This window comes from Pseudorhodoferax soli (assembly GCF_003337555.1).
In the GTDB taxonomy this organism is placed as follows: domain Bacteria; phylum Pseudomonadota; class Gammaproteobacteria; order Burkholderiales; family Burkholderiaceae_C; genus Pseudorhodoferax; species Pseudorhodoferax soli.
In genome coordinates, this window is the sequence record NZ_QPJK01000004.1 from 355093 (window position 1) to 372234 (window position 17142).

17 protein-coding genes are annotated in these 17142 nt (G+C 70.3%); 10 read left to right on the forward strand and 7 right to left on the reverse strand.

All coding sequences use genetic code 11. The features are described from left to right. The first annotated feature begins 25 nt into the window (after positions 1 to 25). Positions 26 to 1129: an AI-2E family transporter gene (locus tag DES41_RS16400; RefSeq protein WP_114468724.1), complete on the forward strand. Its 1104-nt coding sequence runs from the start codon at positions 26 to 28 to the stop codon at positions 1127 to 1129. On the opposite strand, the gene DES41_RS16405 is transcribed toward DES41_RS16400, so the two are convergent. From DES41_RS16405 to DES41_RS16425, 5 genes are all read right to left on the reverse strand, one after another. Next, positions 1084 to 2136, reverse strand: a complete 1053-nt coding sequence (locus DES41_RS16405; RefSeq protein ID WP_114469016.1) for a zinc ribbon domain-containing protein — start codon at positions 2134 to 2136, stop codon at positions 1084 to 1086. The two genes, DES41_RS16400 and DES41_RS16405, sit on opposite strands and share 46 nt — an antisense overlap. Before the next feature lie 5 nt (positions 2137 to 2141). After that, entirely contained in the window at positions 2142 to 4073 is a 1932-nt protein-coding gene (locus DES41_RS16410; protein WP_114468725.1) for an MFS transporter, read from the reverse strand. A 48-nt stretch (positions 4074 to 4121) separates the two neighbouring features. Next, entirely contained in the window at positions 4122 to 5390 is a 1269-nt protein-coding gene (locus DES41_RS16415; protein WP_114468726.1) for an FIST signal transduction protein, read from the reverse strand. A 75-nt stretch (positions 5391 to 5465) separates the two neighbouring features. Beyond that, positions 5466 to 6125 (reverse strand): PhaM family polyhydroxyalkanoate granule multifunctional regulatory protein, encoded by a 660-nt coding sequence (locus DES41_RS16420; RefSeq protein WP_114468727.1) that lies wholly within the window; start codon positions 6123 to 6125, stop codon positions 5466 to 5468. Positions 6126 to 6167: 42 nt separating this feature from the next. Beyond that, entirely contained in the window at positions 6168 to 7160 is a 993-nt protein-coding gene (locus DES41_RS16425) for a fumarylacetoacetate hydrolase family protein (RefSeq protein ID WP_114468728.1), read from the reverse strand. A gap of 56 nt (positions 7161 to 7216) precedes the next feature. On the opposite strand from DES41_RS16425, the gene DES41_RS16430 reads away from it, so the two are divergent. From DES41_RS16430 to purU, 4 genes are all read left to right on the forward strand, one after another. After that, the gene (locus tag DES41_RS16430; protein ID WP_245965738.1) at positions 7217 to 8368 is read left to right on the forward strand and encodes a DUF3108 domain-containing protein; all 1152 of its coding nucleotides are present in this window, start codon (positions 7217 to 7219) and stop codon (positions 8366 to 8368) included. A 110-nt stretch (positions 8369 to 8478) separates the two neighbouring features. Further along, positions 8479 to 8811, forward strand: coding sequence for a BTH_I0359 family protein (locus tag DES41_RS16435; RefSeq protein WP_114468729.1), 333 nt, complete (start codon positions 8479 to 8481; stop codon positions 8809 to 8811). Between the two features lie 42 nt (positions 8812 to 8853). After that, positions 8854 to 9657 carry a ChaN family lipoprotein gene (locus DES41_RS16440; protein WP_114468730.1) on the forward strand — a complete coding sequence of 268 codons (804 nt, stop codon included), beginning with the start codon at positions 8854 to 8856 and terminating at the stop codon, positions 9655 to 9657. Between the two features lie 28 nt (positions 9658 to 9685). Beyond that, positions 9686 to 10540: a formyltetrahydrofolate deformylase gene (gene purU / locus DES41_RS16445; RefSeq protein ID WP_114468731.1), complete on the forward strand. Its 855-nt coding sequence runs from the start codon at positions 9686 to 9688 to the stop codon at positions 10538 to 10540. On the opposite strand, the gene asd is transcribed toward purU, so the two are convergent. Continuing rightward, positions 10533 to 11393 (reverse strand): archaetidylserine decarboxylase, encoded by an 861-nt coding sequence (gene asd / locus DES41_RS16450; RefSeq protein WP_114468732.1) that lies wholly within the window; start codon positions 11391 to 11393, stop codon positions 10533 to 10535. The two genes, purU and asd, sit on opposite strands and share 8 nt — an antisense overlap. Before the next feature lie 87 nt (positions 11394 to 11480). Here asd and DES41_RS16455 point away from each other — a divergent pair, with 87 nt between their 5' ends. The 5 genes from DES41_RS16455 to DES41_RS16475 all read left to right on the forward strand — a co-directional run bounded on the left by DES41_RS16455 (position 11481) and on the right by DES41_RS16475 (position 16280). After that, positions 11481 to 12374, forward strand: a complete 894-nt coding sequence (locus tag DES41_RS16455) for a LysR substrate-binding domain-containing protein (RefSeq protein ID WP_114468733.1) — start codon at positions 11481 to 11483, stop codon at positions 12372 to 12374. Positions 12375 to 12457: 83 nt separating this feature from the next. Then, positions 12458 to 13927, forward strand: a complete 1470-nt coding sequence (locus tag DES41_RS16460) for an FAD-linked oxidase C-terminal domain-containing protein (protein ID WP_114468734.1) — start codon at positions 12458 to 12460, stop codon at positions 13925 to 13927. Positions 13928 to 13998: 71 nt separating this feature from the next. Then, positions 13999 to 15201: an ATP-binding protein gene (locus tag DES41_RS16465; RefSeq protein WP_114468735.1), complete on the forward strand. Its 1203-nt coding sequence runs from the start codon at positions 13999 to 14001 to the stop codon at positions 15199 to 15201. Further along, a complete protein-coding gene (locus tag DES41_RS16470; protein ID WP_114468736.1) occupies positions 15198 to 15545 on the forward strand; it encodes a CidA/LrgA family protein in 348 nt (115 codons plus the stop codon). Before DES41_RS16465 ends, DES41_RS16470 begins: the two co-directional genes overlap by 4 nt. Before the next feature lie 9 nt (positions 15546 to 15554). Beyond that, the gene (locus DES41_RS16475; protein WP_114468737.1) at positions 15555 to 16280 is read left to right on the forward strand and encodes an LrgB family protein; all 726 of its coding nucleotides are present in this window, start codon (positions 15555 to 15557) and stop codon (positions 16278 to 16280) included. Between the two features lie 3 nt (positions 16281 to 16283). Here the strand turns inward: DES41_RS16475 and pyrF are convergent, their stop codons facing one another. Further along, positions 16284 to 17126 (reverse strand): orotidine-5'-phosphate decarboxylase, encoded by an 843-nt coding sequence (pyrF, locus tag DES41_RS16480; protein WP_114468738.1) that lies wholly within the window; start codon positions 17124 to 17126, stop codon positions 16284 to 16286. Between the last annotated feature and the right edge of the window lie 16 nt (positions 17127 to 17142).

The window sequence follows — 17142 nt, forward strand, 5'->3', positions numbered from 1 at the left end:
CACCGCTCACCCCGAGACACCGCCCATGCGCCCGGTCCTGCAAGCCCCCCTGATCGCCCGCGTGCTGCTGCTGCTGGTGCTGGCCGCCGGCGTCTACTTCTTCAGCGGTTTCCTGGTGCCGGTGCTGGCGGCGCTGATCATCGGCTTCGCCAGTTGGCCGCTGTACGAACGGCTGGTGCAGCGCTGCGGTGGGCGCACCGCGCTGGCCGCCAGCCTGGCCACGCTGGTGGTCGTGGTGGGCCTGGTGGTGCCGCTGTCGCTGGCGCTGCACTACGCCTTGCAGGAAGCCGTCACCTTCGTGCAATGGCTGCTCAAGGCCAACCGCGTGGGCGCGGTGGTGCCGCGCTGGGTGCAGGAGTTCCCGATGGTCGGCCAGCGCATGGCGCAGTGGTGGGTCGAGCACCTGGGCGCGCCGGGCGCCCTGGGCGAATGGGTCGAACTGCTGAGCGGCCAGCACATCGGCAACATCTATCGGCTGGCGCTGGCCACCACGGGCAATCTGTTGCAGCTGGCGCTCACGCTGCTGTTCATGCTGATCACGCTGTTCTTCATCTACAAGGACGGCGCGCGCTTGGCGGCCCAGCTCGACGTGGTGGGCGAGCGCACGCTGCCGCAGCGCTGGCAGCGTTTCTCGCGCGTGGTGCCGGCCACGGTCAGCTCCACCGTCACGGGCATGGGCCTGATCGCGCTGGGCGAGGGCCTGGTGCTGGGCGTGGCCTACTGGGTGGCGGGCGTGCCCTCGCCAGTGCTGCTGGGCGTGGTCACGGGCTTCATGGCGCTGATCCCGGGCGGCGCGCCGCTGTCGTTCACGCTGGTCTCGCTGTACCTGGTGGGCGCCGGGCATCTCGCGGCGGGCGTGGGCCTGTTCCTGTGGGGTTCGGTCGAGCTCTTCATCGTCGACAAGACGCTGCGCCCGCACCTGGTGGGCGGGCCGGTCAAGCTGCCCTTCCTGCCGACCTTCTTCGGGCTGGTGGGCGGCGTCAAGACCATGGGCTTCGTCGGCCTGTTCGTCGGCCCGGTGCTGATGGCGCTGCTGGTGGCGGTCTGGCGCGAATGGGTGCTGAGCATCCGCACCGAGCAGGCTCAGCCACCAGCCGCCGGGCGCGCGGCCGACGTGCCGCACGCGTAGCAGAACTTCGAGAACGCGCTCTTGCGTGCCTGGCATGCCGCGCAGCGGTCGAACAGGTGGATGCCGCAGTGCGGGCAGTAGTCGATCGCCGGGTCCTTCAGATCGACCCCGCGCTCGCAACCGGGGCACACCCCCTTGGCCAGCCGCGTCAGCGCGGTGTCGTAGCTGAGCTCGTTGCGGCGCACCGCGTCGGGCTGGTCTTCGGCGAGCCGCTGGCGCGCCAGGTAGCGGTTCAACGCCACGATGGCGTAGCGGCCGGCCAGCACCGTCAGCACGATGCCCACGATGTAGCGCACATAGCCACCATAGCTCGGCAGGTAGGGCACCAGCTCGACGAAGAACGCAAACAGCGCGAAGAAGATGAAGCCCCAGACGAAGGGCCACCAGGTGCTCTTGCGCTTCCTGGCGAAGAGCCAGCCGGCCAGCGCGAGCAGGGGCAGCGTCAGCGCAAGGCGGTAGCCGAACACGCGCAGCTCCATGCGGCGCTGCTCCGCCTGCAGCAGCTCGTGCGCTGCGGACTCCAGTTCGTTCAGCTGGGCGCGCACGCCGTCCAGCTGCTGGGCCTGGTCCAGCTCGGCCTGCCGCAGCGTGTCGATGCGGCGCTGTGCCTCGCCTTCCCTTGCCTTCAGCGCGTCCAGGGCCTGGGTGCGCGCGATCAGCTCCGCATCCTGGTCGGGCTGCGCGGTGGCGCGCCGCGTCGCCAGCCAGTTGGTGAAGGTCTCGCGCGCAGCGGCCGTGGCCTGCTGCGCCACCTGCAAGGCCAGCTCGGCCTGTTCGCGCGCGGCCTCCGACGCCTGCTGCGCACGCTCGCCCTCGCGCAGCTGGGTGCGCAGCGGTTCGGCGGCCGTGCGGTCGATGAAGTCGTCCAGCTGCAGGCTGCGCTCGACCTGCGGCAGGTCGCCCACGATGCTGCCGCCCAAGCCGATCAGGAAGCTGGCGAACACGAAGGCCACGAGCCACAGGCCGCGGCGAAACCACTTTTCAGACAGACGCAGTGCATTGGCCATGGCGCTCATTGTCCCGGTTGCTGGGCCAGCAAGGCGGCCACCGCGCCCTGCAGCGCCTCGGGTGTCGCCGCCTGGGCCGCCAGCGCGGGCCCCACGTTCAGGCCCACGCGGCTGAAGGCACCGCGCCGGAACGGCCGCACCATCGCCCCGCCGGACTCGATGCGGCTGAAGTACGAGCCCCACAGGTTGGTCAGCGCCATCGGCACCACGGGCACGGCCAGGCCGTCAGCGCGGGCCTGGGCCAGGATCTTGGCCACGCCGCCCTTGAAGGCCTGCAGGCTGCCGTCGCGCGTGATGGCGCCCTCGGGAAAGATGCCCAGCAGGTCGCCCTCTCGCAGCACCTGGCCCGCGGCGGCCATGGCGCTGGCGTACGCCGCTGGATCTTCCTTCTGCGGCGCGATCGGGATCGCCTTGGCCAGCCGGAACAGCCAACCCAGCACCGGCACGCGGAAGATGCGGTGGTCCATCACGAAGCGGATCGGCCGCGGGCTGGCGGCCATGAGCAGGATGGCGTCGACGAAGCTCACGTGGTTGCACACCAGCACGGCCGGGCCGCCCAGCGGGATGTGGGCGTCGCCGCGCACGCGGAAGCGGTAGACGAAGTGCGACAGCACCCAGGCGATGAAGCGCAGCAGGTACTCGGGCACCAGCAGGAAGATGTACAGCCCCACGGCGGCATTGGCCAGGGCCACGAACAGGAACACCTGCGGCACCGTGAAGCCGGCGCCCAGCAGGCTGCCTGCGATCAGGCTGCTGGCGATCATGAACAGCGCGTTGAGGATGTTGTTGGCCGCGATGATGCGCGCCCGGTGCGTGGCCGGGCTGCGCAGCTGGATCAGCGCGTACATGGGCACGCTGTACAGGCCGGCCGACAGCGCGAGCAGCACCAGGTCGGCCATCACGCGCCAGTGCGCGGGCCGGGCCAGGAACTCCGAGAGGCCCAGAAGGCTGGAGGCCGGCAGGCCGCGCAGCGCAAAGTACAGGTCCACGCCGAAGACACTCATGCCAATGGCGCCCAGCGGCACCAGGCCGATCTCCACCTGGCGCCTGCTCAGCACCTCGCACAGCAACGAACCGGTGGCGATGCCGATGGAGAACACCACCAGCAGCAGCGAGGCCACGTGCTCGTCGCCGTGCAGCACCTCCTTGGCCAGGCTGGGGAACTGGCTCAGGAACACCGCCCCGAAGAACCACATCCAGCTGATGCCCAGCAGCGAGCGGAACACCACGGTGTTGCCGTGCGCGAGCTTCAAGTTGCGCCAGGTCTCGCTGACCGGGTTCCAGTTGATGCGCAGCTGCGGGTCGGTGGCCGGCAGTTGCGGGATGCCCTGCGCCGCCAGGCGGCCCAGCAGCGCCAGGGCCACGCAACCTACGGCCACGTAAGTGCGGCCGACGCCCGGCAGCGCGATCAACAGCCCGCCCACGATGTTGCCCAGCAGGATGGCGACGAAGGTGCCCATCTCCACCATGCCGTTGCCGCCCGTCAATTCGCGCTCGTGCAGCACCTGCGGCAGGTAGGCGAACTTCACCGGCCCGAACAGCGTGGAGTGCAGGCCCATGAGAAAGGTGCAGGCCAGCAGCAGCGGCACCTGCAGGCCCACGTCGTCGGTGAGGAAACCCAGCGCCGCCACGGCCATGATGGCGATCTCCAGGTTCTTGACGAAGCGGATCACCTGCGTCTTGGGCAGCTTGTCCGTCAGCTGCCCGCTGGTGGCCGAGAACAGCAGGAACGGCAGGATGAACAGCGCGCCGATCACCAGCCCCGCCATGGCCGGCGGCAGCCAGGCCACGCTCAGCTGGTAGGTCACCATCACCGTGAAGGCGAACTTGAAGAGGTTGTCGTTGGCCGCGCCCGAGAACTGCGTCCAGAAGAACGGCGCGAAACGGCGCTGGCGCAGCAGGGCGAACTGGTTGGGGTGTTCGTTGTGGTCGGTCATGGCGGCGGCGATTGTCGATGCCGCGCCATGACGCCGCTGCGGCGGCCCTCAGGCGGGCGCGGTGAACACCGTCAGCACGCCGGTATAGCCGTACAGGTGGTGGCGGGCGATCTCGCCGCCCGCGAAGAAGCCGACCAGCGGCACGTCGCCGAGCGCGTGGCGCACGATCTGCAGCTCCGCGCTGGGACCGCCGAAGTGCGCGCCGCCGCGGCTCGCGCAGCTCACGTAGATGGCACCGGCCATGCGCCGCGCCGGGTGCGGCGCCGAGGCCGCCAGGTTGCTCGACAGCGCGAGCGCGGCCTCGGCCGGCATGTCCTCGGGCTCCAGTTCCTCGCGGATCTCGGCGCAGACGCGGACCAGGTCGGCCCGCGCCGCCTGGGCATTGCGCTGGCAGAAGGACAGACGCATGCCGACCTCCAGCGCCTCGGCGACCGCCACGCCCTCGCGCGCAGGATCCAGGCCGATGATGTGGCGCACGCGCACATCGGGGCCGAAGCTGCCGGGCCGGCGCACGGCGTCGCTGCCGGCCGCACCCGGTGCGGCACGCAGGCCGGCCAGCGTGGCACGCACGCGCCCCAGGGCCTCGCGCGGTTCGTCCAGGGAGACGCCGAGGTCGCCGAGCAGCACTTGCAGCGCGGGTTCGCCATCGAGCGCAGTGACCACGTTGCCCTCGCAGGCCGTCACGCTGCGTTCGGGCGCGATGGGCTGGCAGCCCTGGGTCACGCGTGAGCTCAGGGCCACGTCCTGCGTGAAGGCCACGCCCGACAGCCCGCCATGGAACACGCCGCGCGCGCCGCCCTGGCCCTTGATGTTGCCGTTGCCGCCGGTGGCGAATTGCACGGTGCTGGAGCGGCTGGAGGCCAGGCCGCCGAACAGGTAGCCCGTGTCGGTGCGGCCGGCCATCTCGGCCACGAGCTCGGACAGATCCTGGGTATTGCCGTCGGCATGGACCAGGGCGGTGTGCGCCTCGAAGGCCATGCCCAGCGGCGCCACGCCCGAGAACACGCGGTACTGGTGCGCGGGCAGGCCCAGCAGCATGACAGCCATGGCGGGCTCGTCGAAGTACTCGACGTTGTTGGCGGCGATGCCCACGCCGACAGTGCCGGACCAGTCGGTCACCTCGGGCAGTTCGGCACTCAGATGGTCCAGGATGTCCTGGGCCGCGCTGGCGTAGTGGTCGGTGATGTAGAGCAGCGCCAGCGAGGGCGCGCTGGCGTAGTCCGGCAAGGCCAGCTGCGCGCGCAGTTGCGCCAGCACCAGGCCGGCGGCCATGCGCCACTGCGGGTGGGTCGCGTGGGCGTAGGGAAAAAGCTTCATGGGGTCATCCTGCCACGGGTCGCGCAGACCGCGGCACTTGGCCCCATGGCAGGCATGGGCGCGCCGCGCCGCGCGTCAAGTGGCACGCTTGCGCGGTGCCGCCTTCTTGGTGGGTGCAGCCTTCTTGGAGGGCGCAGCGGCCGTCTTGCTGGCGCCGCGTGGGCGCGCCGCTGCGGGGGCCGCGCCAGGCTCAGGCTTGGCGTGGGCCGCGGCCTCCTTCATGGCGGTGGCGGCGATCTGCTGGAACTGCTGGGTCAGCGCGCCCCACCATTGCATGGCGTCGATCACGCCGGGCCGTGCGGCATCGGCATCTGCATCGGCGGCTTCCTCGGCCTGCGGAGCGGCAGCGGGCGCGGGCTCGGCTGCGGCCCGGGCCGCGGGCGGCGGCGCGGGTGCGCGCGGCTCGGCGGCTTCGGTCGGCTGCACGGTGAAGGCCTTCGCCACCTCGGCCATGCTCACGTTCATGCCCTTGAGCGTGGCCAGCGTCATCTTCTGCACTTCGAGCGCCTGGATCGTGGCCTTGAGCGCCATGGCGTTCTGGTCCAGCCAGAACTGCACGGCCTTGAGTTCGGTGATGCGCTTGTCCAGGTCTTCCACGCTCAGCGTGGGGGCGACCCAACCGCCCAGGCCGGGCATCTGGGGCATGCTCTGCGCCGCCCCCTTGGCCAGGCTTTGCAGGAAGTCGAAGCCGGGGACGAACTTGCCGAAGCCGGCGCCGGGTGTCTCGTTGCTCATGGGTCTCCTCCTGGATCGGGGGTCTTTGGATACGCGTGCAGCTTACTGCACCGGCGCGAAGCCGCTGGTCGATGTGTCGGCACGGTCCAGCGCCACCACCTCCTGCTCGATCGCGCCGAACAGGCTGTGGCCCGCGCCGTCTTTCATCTCGGTGCGCACCGTGTCGCCCAGCCGCAAGAAGGCGGTGCGGGCCTCGCCGTCCTGCGCCTGCTCGAAGGCGCGCTTGTCGGCGATCGCGTGATAGCCCTTGGGCCAGTCCCGGCGCTTGCCGTTGTCGACACCGCGCTGGCGCACCGTGCCAGCGCCCACGATGCTGCCGGCACGCAGGCTGCGCGTGGCGCAGAGGTGGGCGATCAGCTCGCCGAAAGACCAGCGCATGTCTTCGTCGGCATCGGCAATGCCCACGCGCCGGCCGTTCCAGCTGGTTTGCAGCGCCAGGCCCACGCGGCCCTGGGCCCAGGTCTCGCCGAGTTCGTCTGGCGTCACCGCCACCGGGCCGAAGGCGGTGGCAGGCAGGCGCTGCACGGCCGACAGGCCGCCCGCCTGCAGTTGCACGGCATTGGCCAGCAGCAGCAGGCGCACGCCCTCCAATGCCTGGGCCGGGCTCGCGCGCTGTGGCAGGTCGCCGGTGACGACGGCCAGGCCGGCGCCGAAGTCCATCTCCAGCTGTTCAGCAGCCAGCACCAGCGGATCACAGGGGCCACACAGGCTGTCGCCTGCGGCCAGGCGGAAGCCGGGATCGGCCGCGTCGGCGGGCTCCAGTCCGTGCTCCCAGGCCTGGGCCAGCGCCCAGTGGCTGGCGCGCGGCAGCGGCGCCATGCACTGGCGCGGATCGAACGGAAAGGCGTGGCGCGCGCGCTCGGCGTTCAGCGCGTCGTACAAGTCCTGCAGCTGCGGGGCGATGAAATTCCAGTCGTCCAGCGCCTGCTGCAGGCGGTGGGCGGCGTGGGTGGCGTAGTGCGCACTGGCCAGGTCGCGCGAGACGACGACCAGCTGGCCGTCGCGCGAGCCGTCCTTGTAGGTGGCAAGTTTCATGGGGTGATCGGTGGGGCTCGATGGCGCCGGGCCAGCGCCCGGCAGACAATCCGGGCGTGCAAGCAGATCGCATGGCGGCCGGTGGCGCGCAGGATACAAGCAATTCGCACAGCAGCCGGCCGCTGCTGGCGCTGGGCGTGGCCGTGGTCCTGGCACACCTGGTGGCCCTGCAGCAGTTGCCGGCCGTGCTGGCGCCCCCAGATCTCGCGCAGACGCGGGCCTTCACCACACGCAGCATCGTGGTGCAACCGCCGCAAGCGCCCGTGGCCGCGGCACCGGAACCTGCGCCGCCGCCGCCCCCACCGCCGCCGCGCAGGAGGCCGCGGCCCGCCCCAGCTGCAGAACCACCACCCGCGCCCGCGGCAGAGGCGCCCATCGCCATGGCGGCACCGGAACCAGCAGCGGCTCAGCCCGATCCGGCTGCTGCCCCTGCAGAAGAAGCCGCCTCACAGCCCGAGCCGCCAGCGCCGGCCGCCTCTGCGCCAGAAGCGGGACCGGCGCCTGCCCCAGCCCCAGCCCCAGCGCCAGAGCCGGCTGCGCCACCCGCCCCCGCCACCGCGCTGGCCCTGGGCATCCCGGGCTCGGTGCGGCTCAAGTACACGCTGACGGGTGAGGCCAAGCAGCAGACCTACCATGCCCTGGGCGAGTTGCTGTGGCTGCAGGATGGCAAGACCTACGACGCGCGGCTGGAGTACAGCGCCTTCCTGATCGGCTCGCGCGTGCGCACCAGCAGCGGCAAGCTCAGCGAACGCGGCCTGGAACCAGCGCGCTTCTCCGACAAATGGCGCAAGCGCGACCTGGCCGCGCATTTCGAGCGCGACAAGGGCATCGTCAGCTTCAGCGCCAACACGCCCAGCGCCCCATTGCTGCCCGATGCGCAGGACCAGCTCAGCGTGCTGCTGCAGCTTTCCAGCATGGTGGCGGGAGACCCGGCCCGCTTCGGGGCCGGCGCCAGCATCACCCTGCCCGTGGTCGGCCCGCGCGACGCCGATGTCTGGACCTTCACGATGCAGGGCGAGGAGCTGTCTTATCTGCCCTACGACAACCTGCAGACGTGGAAGCTCATGCGCAACCCGCGCAAGGAGTTCGACCAGAAGGTCGAGGCCTGGCTGGCCCCGAGCCTGGCCTACATGCCGGTGCGGGTGCGCATCACCCAGCCCAACGGCGACTTCGTGGATCAGCTGCTGCGCAGCGTGGACAGCCCCTGAACGGCGTTTTTCTGGCAAGTAGTCGCAGGACTACCACAGTCCGGCCTTGAAACCGGCCCGGAAGTTGCAATGTAGGGAGCAAGATAGCGCCAATTGGAAAGGGCACCGACATGAACATGCTGTATGACTCCGACTCCTTCGTGGTGGTCCACATGGAGCCGCACGCCGGTGACATCGACGTGCAGATGCAGGATGGCGTGGGCCTGGTCGCGCGCGCGAAGGAGACGGACGCGGAGCCTGCCGCCCATCCGGCCCTGGAGCGCCACGGCTTCGAGATCGTCGACAAGCGCTCCGGCAAGGAGGTCTACCTGGACGGCTCGTGGGCCGAACTGTTCCAGCAACAGATCGCCGCCTGGCGGGCCCATACCCCGACCCAGGAAGAGGTCGAGGACACGCTGGACCGCTATGCCGAACTAGCGCAGAACCCGGTCGTGATGCATTGACCCACCGGGCCGGCCATCGCCGGCCCGGTGCATCATCGGGGCATGCAAGCGGCCCCGCGCATTTTTGTCATCCTGGCCACCGTTCTGGTGGCCTTTTTGTTGGGCGGTTGCGCCAGCGGGCGCCCAGAGGACGGGATTTCAGCCCTGCTGCCGGCCGACGCCATCCTGCTGGGCGAGCAACACGACGCTCCCGAACACCAACAGGCCCATGCCCGCGTCGTGCGCCAGGTGTCCGGCCGCGGCCTGCTCGCGGCCCTGGTCGTCGAAATGGCCGACGCCGGCCGGACCACAGCCGGCCTGTCGCCGCAGGCGGACGAAGCGGCCGTGCGCCAGGCGCTGCAATGGAACGACCAGGCTTGGCCCTGGGCCGCCTACGGCCCGGCGGTGATGGCGGCCGTGCAGGCAGGCGTTCCGGTGCTGGGTGGCAACCTGCCACGTGCGCGCTTTGCCGCTGTCATGCAGGACGAGACGCTGGACGCAGCACTGGCGCCACCCGCCCTTTTCGCGCAGCGGGAGGCCATCCGCGTCGGCCATTGCGGGCTGCTGCCCGCGACCCAACTGGCGCCCATGGCCCGCATCCAGATCGCGCGCGACCAGTCCATGGCCCGCGCACTGCAGGCCGCAGCCCGGACTGGCCAAGTGGTGGTGATGCTGGCTGGCAGCGGGCATGTCGACCGGCAGCTCGGCGTGCCGCAGCACCTGCCGCCCGGCTTCACGGCGCGCGCCGTGCGTCTGCAGGCCGGCGGCTCGGCCGCCGCATCACCGGCCTTCGACACGGTGTGGACCACACCCGCGCTGCCGGCCCGGGACCACTGCGCGGCCCTGCGCCAGCGCCTGGGCGGGTGAAGCGAGGGGCTGCGACAATCGCGCCCCTATGACGACGACCAGCGCCTCCTACATCCTGACTCTGTCCTGCCCCGACCGCACCGGCATCGTCCACGCCGTCTCTGGTTTCCTGTTCGAGCGCGGCGCCAACATCGAAGAGGCGGCCCAGTACAACGACCACGCCACCGGCCTGTTCTTCATGCGCGTGCGTTTCGCCAGTGTGGACGACCACGCCACGCTGCAGGCCCAGCTGACCCCGTTCGCCGAGGGCTTCCAGATGCGCTGGAGCCTGCATGCCACGGCCGAACCCATGCGCACCGTCATCATGGTCAGTAAGGAAGGCCATTGCCTGAACGACCTGCTGTTCCGCTGGAAGAGCGGCCTGTTGCCGGTGGACATCCGCGCCATCGTCTCCAACCACCGCGATTTCTACCAGCTGGCGGCCAGCTACAACGTGCCGTTCCACCACATCCCGGTGACCGGCGCCACCAAGGCCCAGGCCGAGGCCCGCGCGCACGAGGTGATCCAGGGCGAGAACGCCGAGCTGGTGGTGCTGGCGCGCTACATGCAGATCCTGTCGGACGACCTGTGCCGCAAGCTGTCCGGCCGGGCCATCAACATCCACCACTCGTTCCTGCCCAGCTTCAAGGGTGCCAAGCCCTACTACCAGGCGCACGACCGCGGCGTGAAATTGATCGGCGCCACGGCGCACTACGTGACAGCCGATCTGGACGAAGGTCCCATCATCGAGCAGGACGTGGCCCGTGCCGACCACAGCAAGACCGTGGAAGACCTGACGGCCATGGGCCGCGACACCGAGAGCCAGGTGCTGGCGCGCGCGGTCAAGTGGCACAGCGAGCACCGCGTGCTGCTGAACGGCCACAAGACCGTGATCTTCAAGTAGCGGGGGAACCCCAGTCGGCCATGCGCTCGCCCAGGCGGACCGCGCGGGCCGGCGCCCAGTCAGCGTTGAAGGCCAGCGGCCCCTGTGGGAACAGCATGACCACGGTGGATCCGAGCAGGAAGCGCCCCATCTCCTCGCCCTGGCGCAGCGTGACGGACTCTCTGCCCTCGTAGCGCCATTCGCGCAACTCGCCCAGGCGCGGTGGGTTCACCACCCCGTGCCACACCGTCGCCATGCTGCCGACGATGGTGGCACCCACCAGCGTCAGCACGAACGGGCCATGGGCCGTCTCGAACACGCAGACGACGCGCTCGTTGCGCGCGAACAGGCCCGGCACGCCGCGCGCCGTCGTCGGATTGACGGAGAACAGCTCGCCCGGCACGTAGACCATGCGTGTGAGCCGCCCGTCGCAGGGCATGTGGATGCGGTGGTAGTCGCGCGGGCTCAGGTACAGCGTGGCGAAACTGCCATGGCGGAAATACTCGGCCAGCGCCGCATCACCCCCGACCAGCGCACGCGTGGAATAGGCATGCCCCTTGGCCTGGAAGATCTGGTCGTCCTCGATGCGGCCGAACTGGCTGATGGCGCCATCGACCGGGCAGACCAGATCGGCCTGCGCCAGCGGCCGCACGCCGTCCTTGAGCGCCCGCGTGAAGAACTCGTTGAAGCTGAGGTAGGACGCGATGTCTGGATCGGCCGCCTCGGCCATGTCGACGCCGTACTTGTTGACGAACCAGCGGATCAGCGCCGTGGTGCGCGCGCCGCGCCGGGCCGATGCGACCCGCCCTGCGAACCGCGTCAGACGGTGCTTGGGCAGCAGGTATTGCGGCAGGACGGCAAGGCGATCGGACAAGTGGGCACTCTCTTTGGCGTGGGTCTTCGAGTGTAGCTGGGGCACCTGGGCACCACGTAGGCCGGCGGCTGCAACGACAATCGGACGATGGCTGCCACCGCCCGCATTCCGCCGATCCAGTGCCTGCTGACCTTCGAGGCGTTGGCGCGCCTGCGCAGCGTGACACTGGCGGCCGACGAGTTGTGCGTCACGCCCAGCGCCGTCAGCCACCGCGTGCGCCAGCTGGAGCAAAGCATCGGTACCAAGCTGTTCGGCCGCGCCGACTTCTCGCTGACCACAGAGGGCAGCGAGTACCTCGCCCATGTGCGCGAGGGCCTGGCCATGCTGGGCCGCTTCCCGGGCGCCCAGCCGGCGCCGGGCAAGCGCAAGCTGCGCCTGGCCGTGACGCCGACCTTCGCGCGCGCCATCCTGATCCCGCGGCTGCGCCAGTTCACCGAGGCCTACCCCGAGATCGACCTGCTGTTGCAGGTCAGCATCCCGCTGCTGGACGTGGTGGCCGAGGATGCCGACCTGATGGTGCGCTTCGGCGCCGGCCGCTATGCCGATGTCGAGCACTTGCTGCTCGCGCGCGACGAGGTCACGCCGCTGGCCGCACCGAGCTACCTGCGCGAAGCCGGCGGCCCCTTCACCCAGGCTGAAGACCTGGAAGGCCAGCGCCTGCTGCGTTCGGCATTGGACCCTTGGCGCACCTGGTTCGCGGCCCGCAAGCTGGACTGGCCCGAGCCCGGCGAAGGTTCGCAGTTCAACGACGTGGGCCTCATGTGCGATGCCGCCGCCGCGGGCATGGGCATCGCTCTGGTGCGGCTGAAGCTGGCCGCGCCCTGGCTCGACAGCGGCGCGCTGGTGCGCCTGGGCACCACGCCCGCCTTCACCGACAGCGTGCCCAGCCCGCACGCGCACTACCTGTGCTGGCGCACCGGCACGATGGACCGCTGGGAGTGCGCGGCCTTCTCCGACTGGCTGCGCCAGGCGCTGGCCTGAAGCCGCTTCACGCGGCGCTTGAACATTCCTCAGCCTGGCCGCGAGCGGCTGGCTTAAAGTCTGCCGGCCCCACGAAAGACACCATGGCCGCCACTGCCCCGCCCCCTGCCGATACCCTGGCCGCACTGCGCCGCGTGCTGCCCGCGCACGCGCTGCTGTCGCAGCCCGAAGACACCACGCCCTACGAATGCGACGGCCTCACGGCCTACCGCCAGCGCCCCATGGCCGTGGCGCTGCCCGAAACGTATGAACAAGTGCAGGCCGTGCTCAAGACCTGCCACGCGCTGGGCGTGCCCGTGGTCGCGCGCGGCGCCGGCACCGGCCTGTCCGGCGGCGCCATGCCGCACGCCCAGGGTGTGACGCTCTCCATGGCCAAGTTCAACCGCATCCTCAAGATGGACGCGGTGAGCCGCACGGCCGTCGTGCAATGCGGCGTGCGCAACCTGGCCATCAGCGAAGCGGCGGCGCCGCACGGCCTGTACTACGCGCCCGACCCCTCCAGCCAGATCGCTTGCACCATCGGCGGCAACGTGGCCGAGAACTCGGGCGGCGTGCATTGCCTGAAGTACGGTCTCACGGTGCACAACGTGCTGCAGATCAGCGGCTTCACCGCCGAGGGCGAGCCCGTCACCTTCGGCAGCGCAGCGCTGGACACGCCTGGCCTGGACCTGCTGGCGCTGGCCATCGGCTCCGAAGGCATGCTGGCCGTGGCCACCGAGGTCACCGTCAAGCTGGTGCCCAAGCCGCAACTGGCGCGCTGCATCATGGCCAGCTTCGACGACATGCGCAAAGCCGGTGACGCGGTCGCCGCCGTGATCGCGGCCGGCATCATCCCGGCCGGGCTGGAAATGATGGACAAGCCCATGACCGCTGCTGTGGAAGACTTCGTGCGCGCCGGCTACGACCTCACGGCCGAGGCCATCCTGCTGTGCGAGAGCGACGGAACGCCCGAGGAGGTCGAGGAAGAGATCGGCCGCATGAGCGCGGTGCTGCGCGAATGCGGCGCAACCGCCATCACGGTGAGCCAGAACGAGGCCGAGCGCCTGCGCTTTTGGAGCGGCCGCAAGAACGCCTTCCCCGCTTCGGGCCGCATCAGCCCCGACTACATGTGCATGGACTCGACCATCCCGCGCAAGCGGCTGGCCGACATCCTGCTGGCGATCGCCGAGATGGAGAAGAAGTACGGCCTGCGCTGCGCCAACGTGTTCCACGCGGGCGACGGCAACCTGCACCCGTTGATCCTGTTCGATGCCAACGACCCGGACCAGCTGCACCGCTGCGAGCTGTTCGGCGCCGACATCCTGGAGACCAGCGTGGCCATGGGCGGCACCGTGACCGGCGAGCACGGCGTGGGCGTGGAGAAGCTCAACAGCATGTGCGTGCAGTTCTCCGCCGAGGAGAACGCGCAGATGTTCGGCATCAAGCACGCCTTCGACCCCAAGGGCCTGCTGAACCCCGGCAAGGTGATCCCCACGCTGAACCGCTGCGCCGAGTACGGAAAGATGCTGGTGCGCGGCGGCAAGATCGCGCATCCGGATCTGCCGCGCTTCTGATCTGCTCAATGCGTTGAGTTAAATTACTCAGTCCATTGAGTAAATCATCTCAATGCATTGAGTAATTTCAGATGCCCCTTCAAATCCAGCGCGCAGCACTGCCCGCTTTTGTCGAACGCCTGCGCGAGCCGCGCCGTCTGCTGCAGGTACTGGCCGGCCCACGCCAGGTGGGCAAGACCACGCTGGTGCGCCAGGCACTGGCCGCACTGGCAGACGAGCGCATCGCGCAGCACAGCGTCAGCGCCGACAGCCCGGGCCTGCAAGGCGCCAGCTGGCTGGCCACGCAATGGGAAACCGCGCGCGGCTTGGCTGCACAGGCCGGTGCCTGCGTGCTGGTGCTCGACGAAGTGCAGAAGCTCCCCGGGTGGACCGAGGAGGTCAAGCGTCTGTGGGACGAAGACACGGCCGCCGGCCGCGACGTGCGCGCCGTGGTGCTCGGCTCGGCCCCGCTGCTCATCGCGCGCGGCCTCACCGAGAGCATGGCCGGCCGCTTCGAGATCACCCGCCTGGGCCACTGGCGCTACACAGAGATGCGCGAGGCCTTCGATTTCACGCTGGAGCAATACATCTTCTTCGGCGGCTACCCGGGTGCGGCGCCACTGGTGCACGACGAGACCCGCTGGGCCGCCTACATCCGCGACGCGCTGATCGAGACCACCATCAGCAAGGACGTGCTGCTCATGGCCCCGGTGCAAAAGCCCGCGCTGCTGCGCCGGCTGTTCGACCTGGCCTGCCGCTACAGTGGCCAGATGCTCAGCTACCAGAAGATGATGGGCCAGCTGGCCGATGCCGGCAACACCACCACGCTGGCGCACTACCTGCAGCTGCTGGAAGGCGCCGGCATGGTCTGCGGACTGCAGAAATACTCCGGCCAGGCGCTGCGCCAGCGCGCCTCCAGCCCGAAGCTGCAGGTCTACAACACGGCGCTGATGGGCGCGCTGGCCGTGGCCGAAGGCTGGGGTTTCGCGCAGCTGCGCGCCACGCCCGAGCAGTGGGGCCGCCTGGTGGAAAGCGCCGTCGGCGCCGAACTGCTGGCGCGCCGGCTCACGCACAGCAGCACGCAGCCTGCGCTGTACTACTGGCACGAGGCCGGCCGTGAGGTCGACTACGTGCTGCCCGATGGGCGGGAACTGTTCGCGCTGGAGGTCAAGAGCGGCCGGCAACGCGGCAACGTGTCCGGGCTCGACGCGTTCCGCACGGCGTATCCGGCAGCCAGGCCGCTGGTCGTCGGTACTGGCGGCCTCGACCTCCACCACTGGTTCACCACACCATGATCCCCCTGCGCGGTCTCGCCTGGCTGCTGGCGCTGCAATCGCTGGGCGAGCTGCTGGCGCGCGGCCTGCACCTGCCGTTTCCCGGCCCCGTCATCGGCATGGTGCTGCTGCTCGTGGCCCTGCGCTGGGAACCGGTGCGCACGCCGGTCGCGGCCTGCGCCGATTTCCTGCTGTCGCACCTGTCGCTGCTGTTCGTGCCGGTCGGCGTCGGCGTGATCGTGCACCTGCCGTTGCTGGCGCAGTACGGCGGCCGCATGCTGGTCGTGCTGGTGCTGTCGACCTGGGTGGGCCTGGCCGTCACGGCGCTGGTGCTGTACGTCGGGCGCCAGCGCCCGCCGAAGTGAGGAAACGCCATGGCGCAGTTCGTCGAACTCTGGGTCTACCTCTCCGCCTCGCCGCTGTTCGGGCTGACGGCCACGCTCGTGGTGTATGTGCTGGCGCAGGCCGCCTATGCCCGCCTCGGCCATGCGCCCTGGGCCAATCCGGTGCTGTGGAGCGTGGTGTGCATCGGCGCCGTGCTGCTGGCCACGCGCCTGCCCTACCCCACCTATTTCGCGGGGGCGCAGTTCATCCACTTCCTGCTGGGGCCGGCCGTGGTGGCGCTGGGCTGGCCGCTGTGGCAGCGCCGCGCCGAACTGCGCGCGCGCTGGGGCCGGCTGCTGCTGGCCGCATTGGCTGGGGGTGGGGCGGCCAGCGCCACGGCCGTGGCGCTGGGCCGTGCGCTCGACCTGCCGGCCGATGTGGTGCTGTCGATGGCGCCCAAGTCGGTCACCGCGCCGGTGGCCATGGGGGTGGCACAGGCCATCGGCGGCATTCCGGCGCTGGCGGCGGTGTTCGCGGTGCTGACCGGGCTGGTCGGTGCGTTGAGCGGCAAGTACCTGTTCGACGGGCTGCGCATCGCGCGCGACCCGACCGGCTGGCGTGCGCGCGGCTTTGCGCTCGGCACCGCGGCCCACGGCATCGGCGCGGCCCGGGCGCTGCAGGTCGATGCCGATGCGGGCGCCTACGCCGGCTTGGCGCTGGGCCTGCAGGTGGTGCTGGCCTCGCTGCTGATTCCGCTGGCGTTCCGCTGGTTGTGAGCGTCAGGCGGCGCGCGCCGCGTGCAGCACGTCGCGCGTGCGCAGCGCTTCCTGCCGCGCAGCGGCGGCGAAGTCGTCGCCAGACGACGCATAGAGGATCGCGCGCGAAGAGCTGACCACCACCGGCCCCGTGGTGTGCGTGGCGTCGCCACGCCAGGCGGCACGCACCGTGGCCACGGCATCGCCGCCCTGTGCGCCCACGCCCGGGATCAGCAGCGGCAGCGTGGGCGCCAGCGCACGCACGCGCTCCAGTTCCGACGGATAGGTCGCGCCGACCACCAGGCCCAGCTGCCCGTTGCGGTTCCACGGGCCCTGTGCCAGTTGCGCGATGTGCTCGTACAGGCGCGGCTGGCCATCGACGCTGGCCAGGCTCTGGTTCTGCAGGTCGTCGCCGCCGGGGTTGGAGGTGCGGCACAGCAGGAAGGCGCCCTTGCCCTCGCGCCGCAGGTAGGGCTCGACCGAGTCGAATCCCATGAAGGGCGACAGCGTGACCGCGTCGGCGCCGTAGCGCTCGAAGGCTTCGATGGCGTACTGCTCTGCCGTGGAGCCGATGTCGCCGCGCTTGGCGTCCAGGATCACGGGCACGTGCGGCGCGGCGCGGCGGATGTGGGCGATCAGGCGTTCGAGCTGGTCCTCGGCGCGGTGCGCAGCGAAGTAGGCGATCTGTGGCTTGAAGGCGATGGCCAGGTCGGCCGTGGCGTCGACGATGGCGGCGCAGAAATCGTGGATGCGGCTGGCGTCGCCGCGCAGCGCGGCGGGGAAACGGGCTGGGTCGGGGTCCAGGCCCACGCAGAGCAGCGAGCCATTGCGCTGCTCGGCACCGCGCAGCATGTCGAGGAAAGTCATGCGGCGATTCTACGAA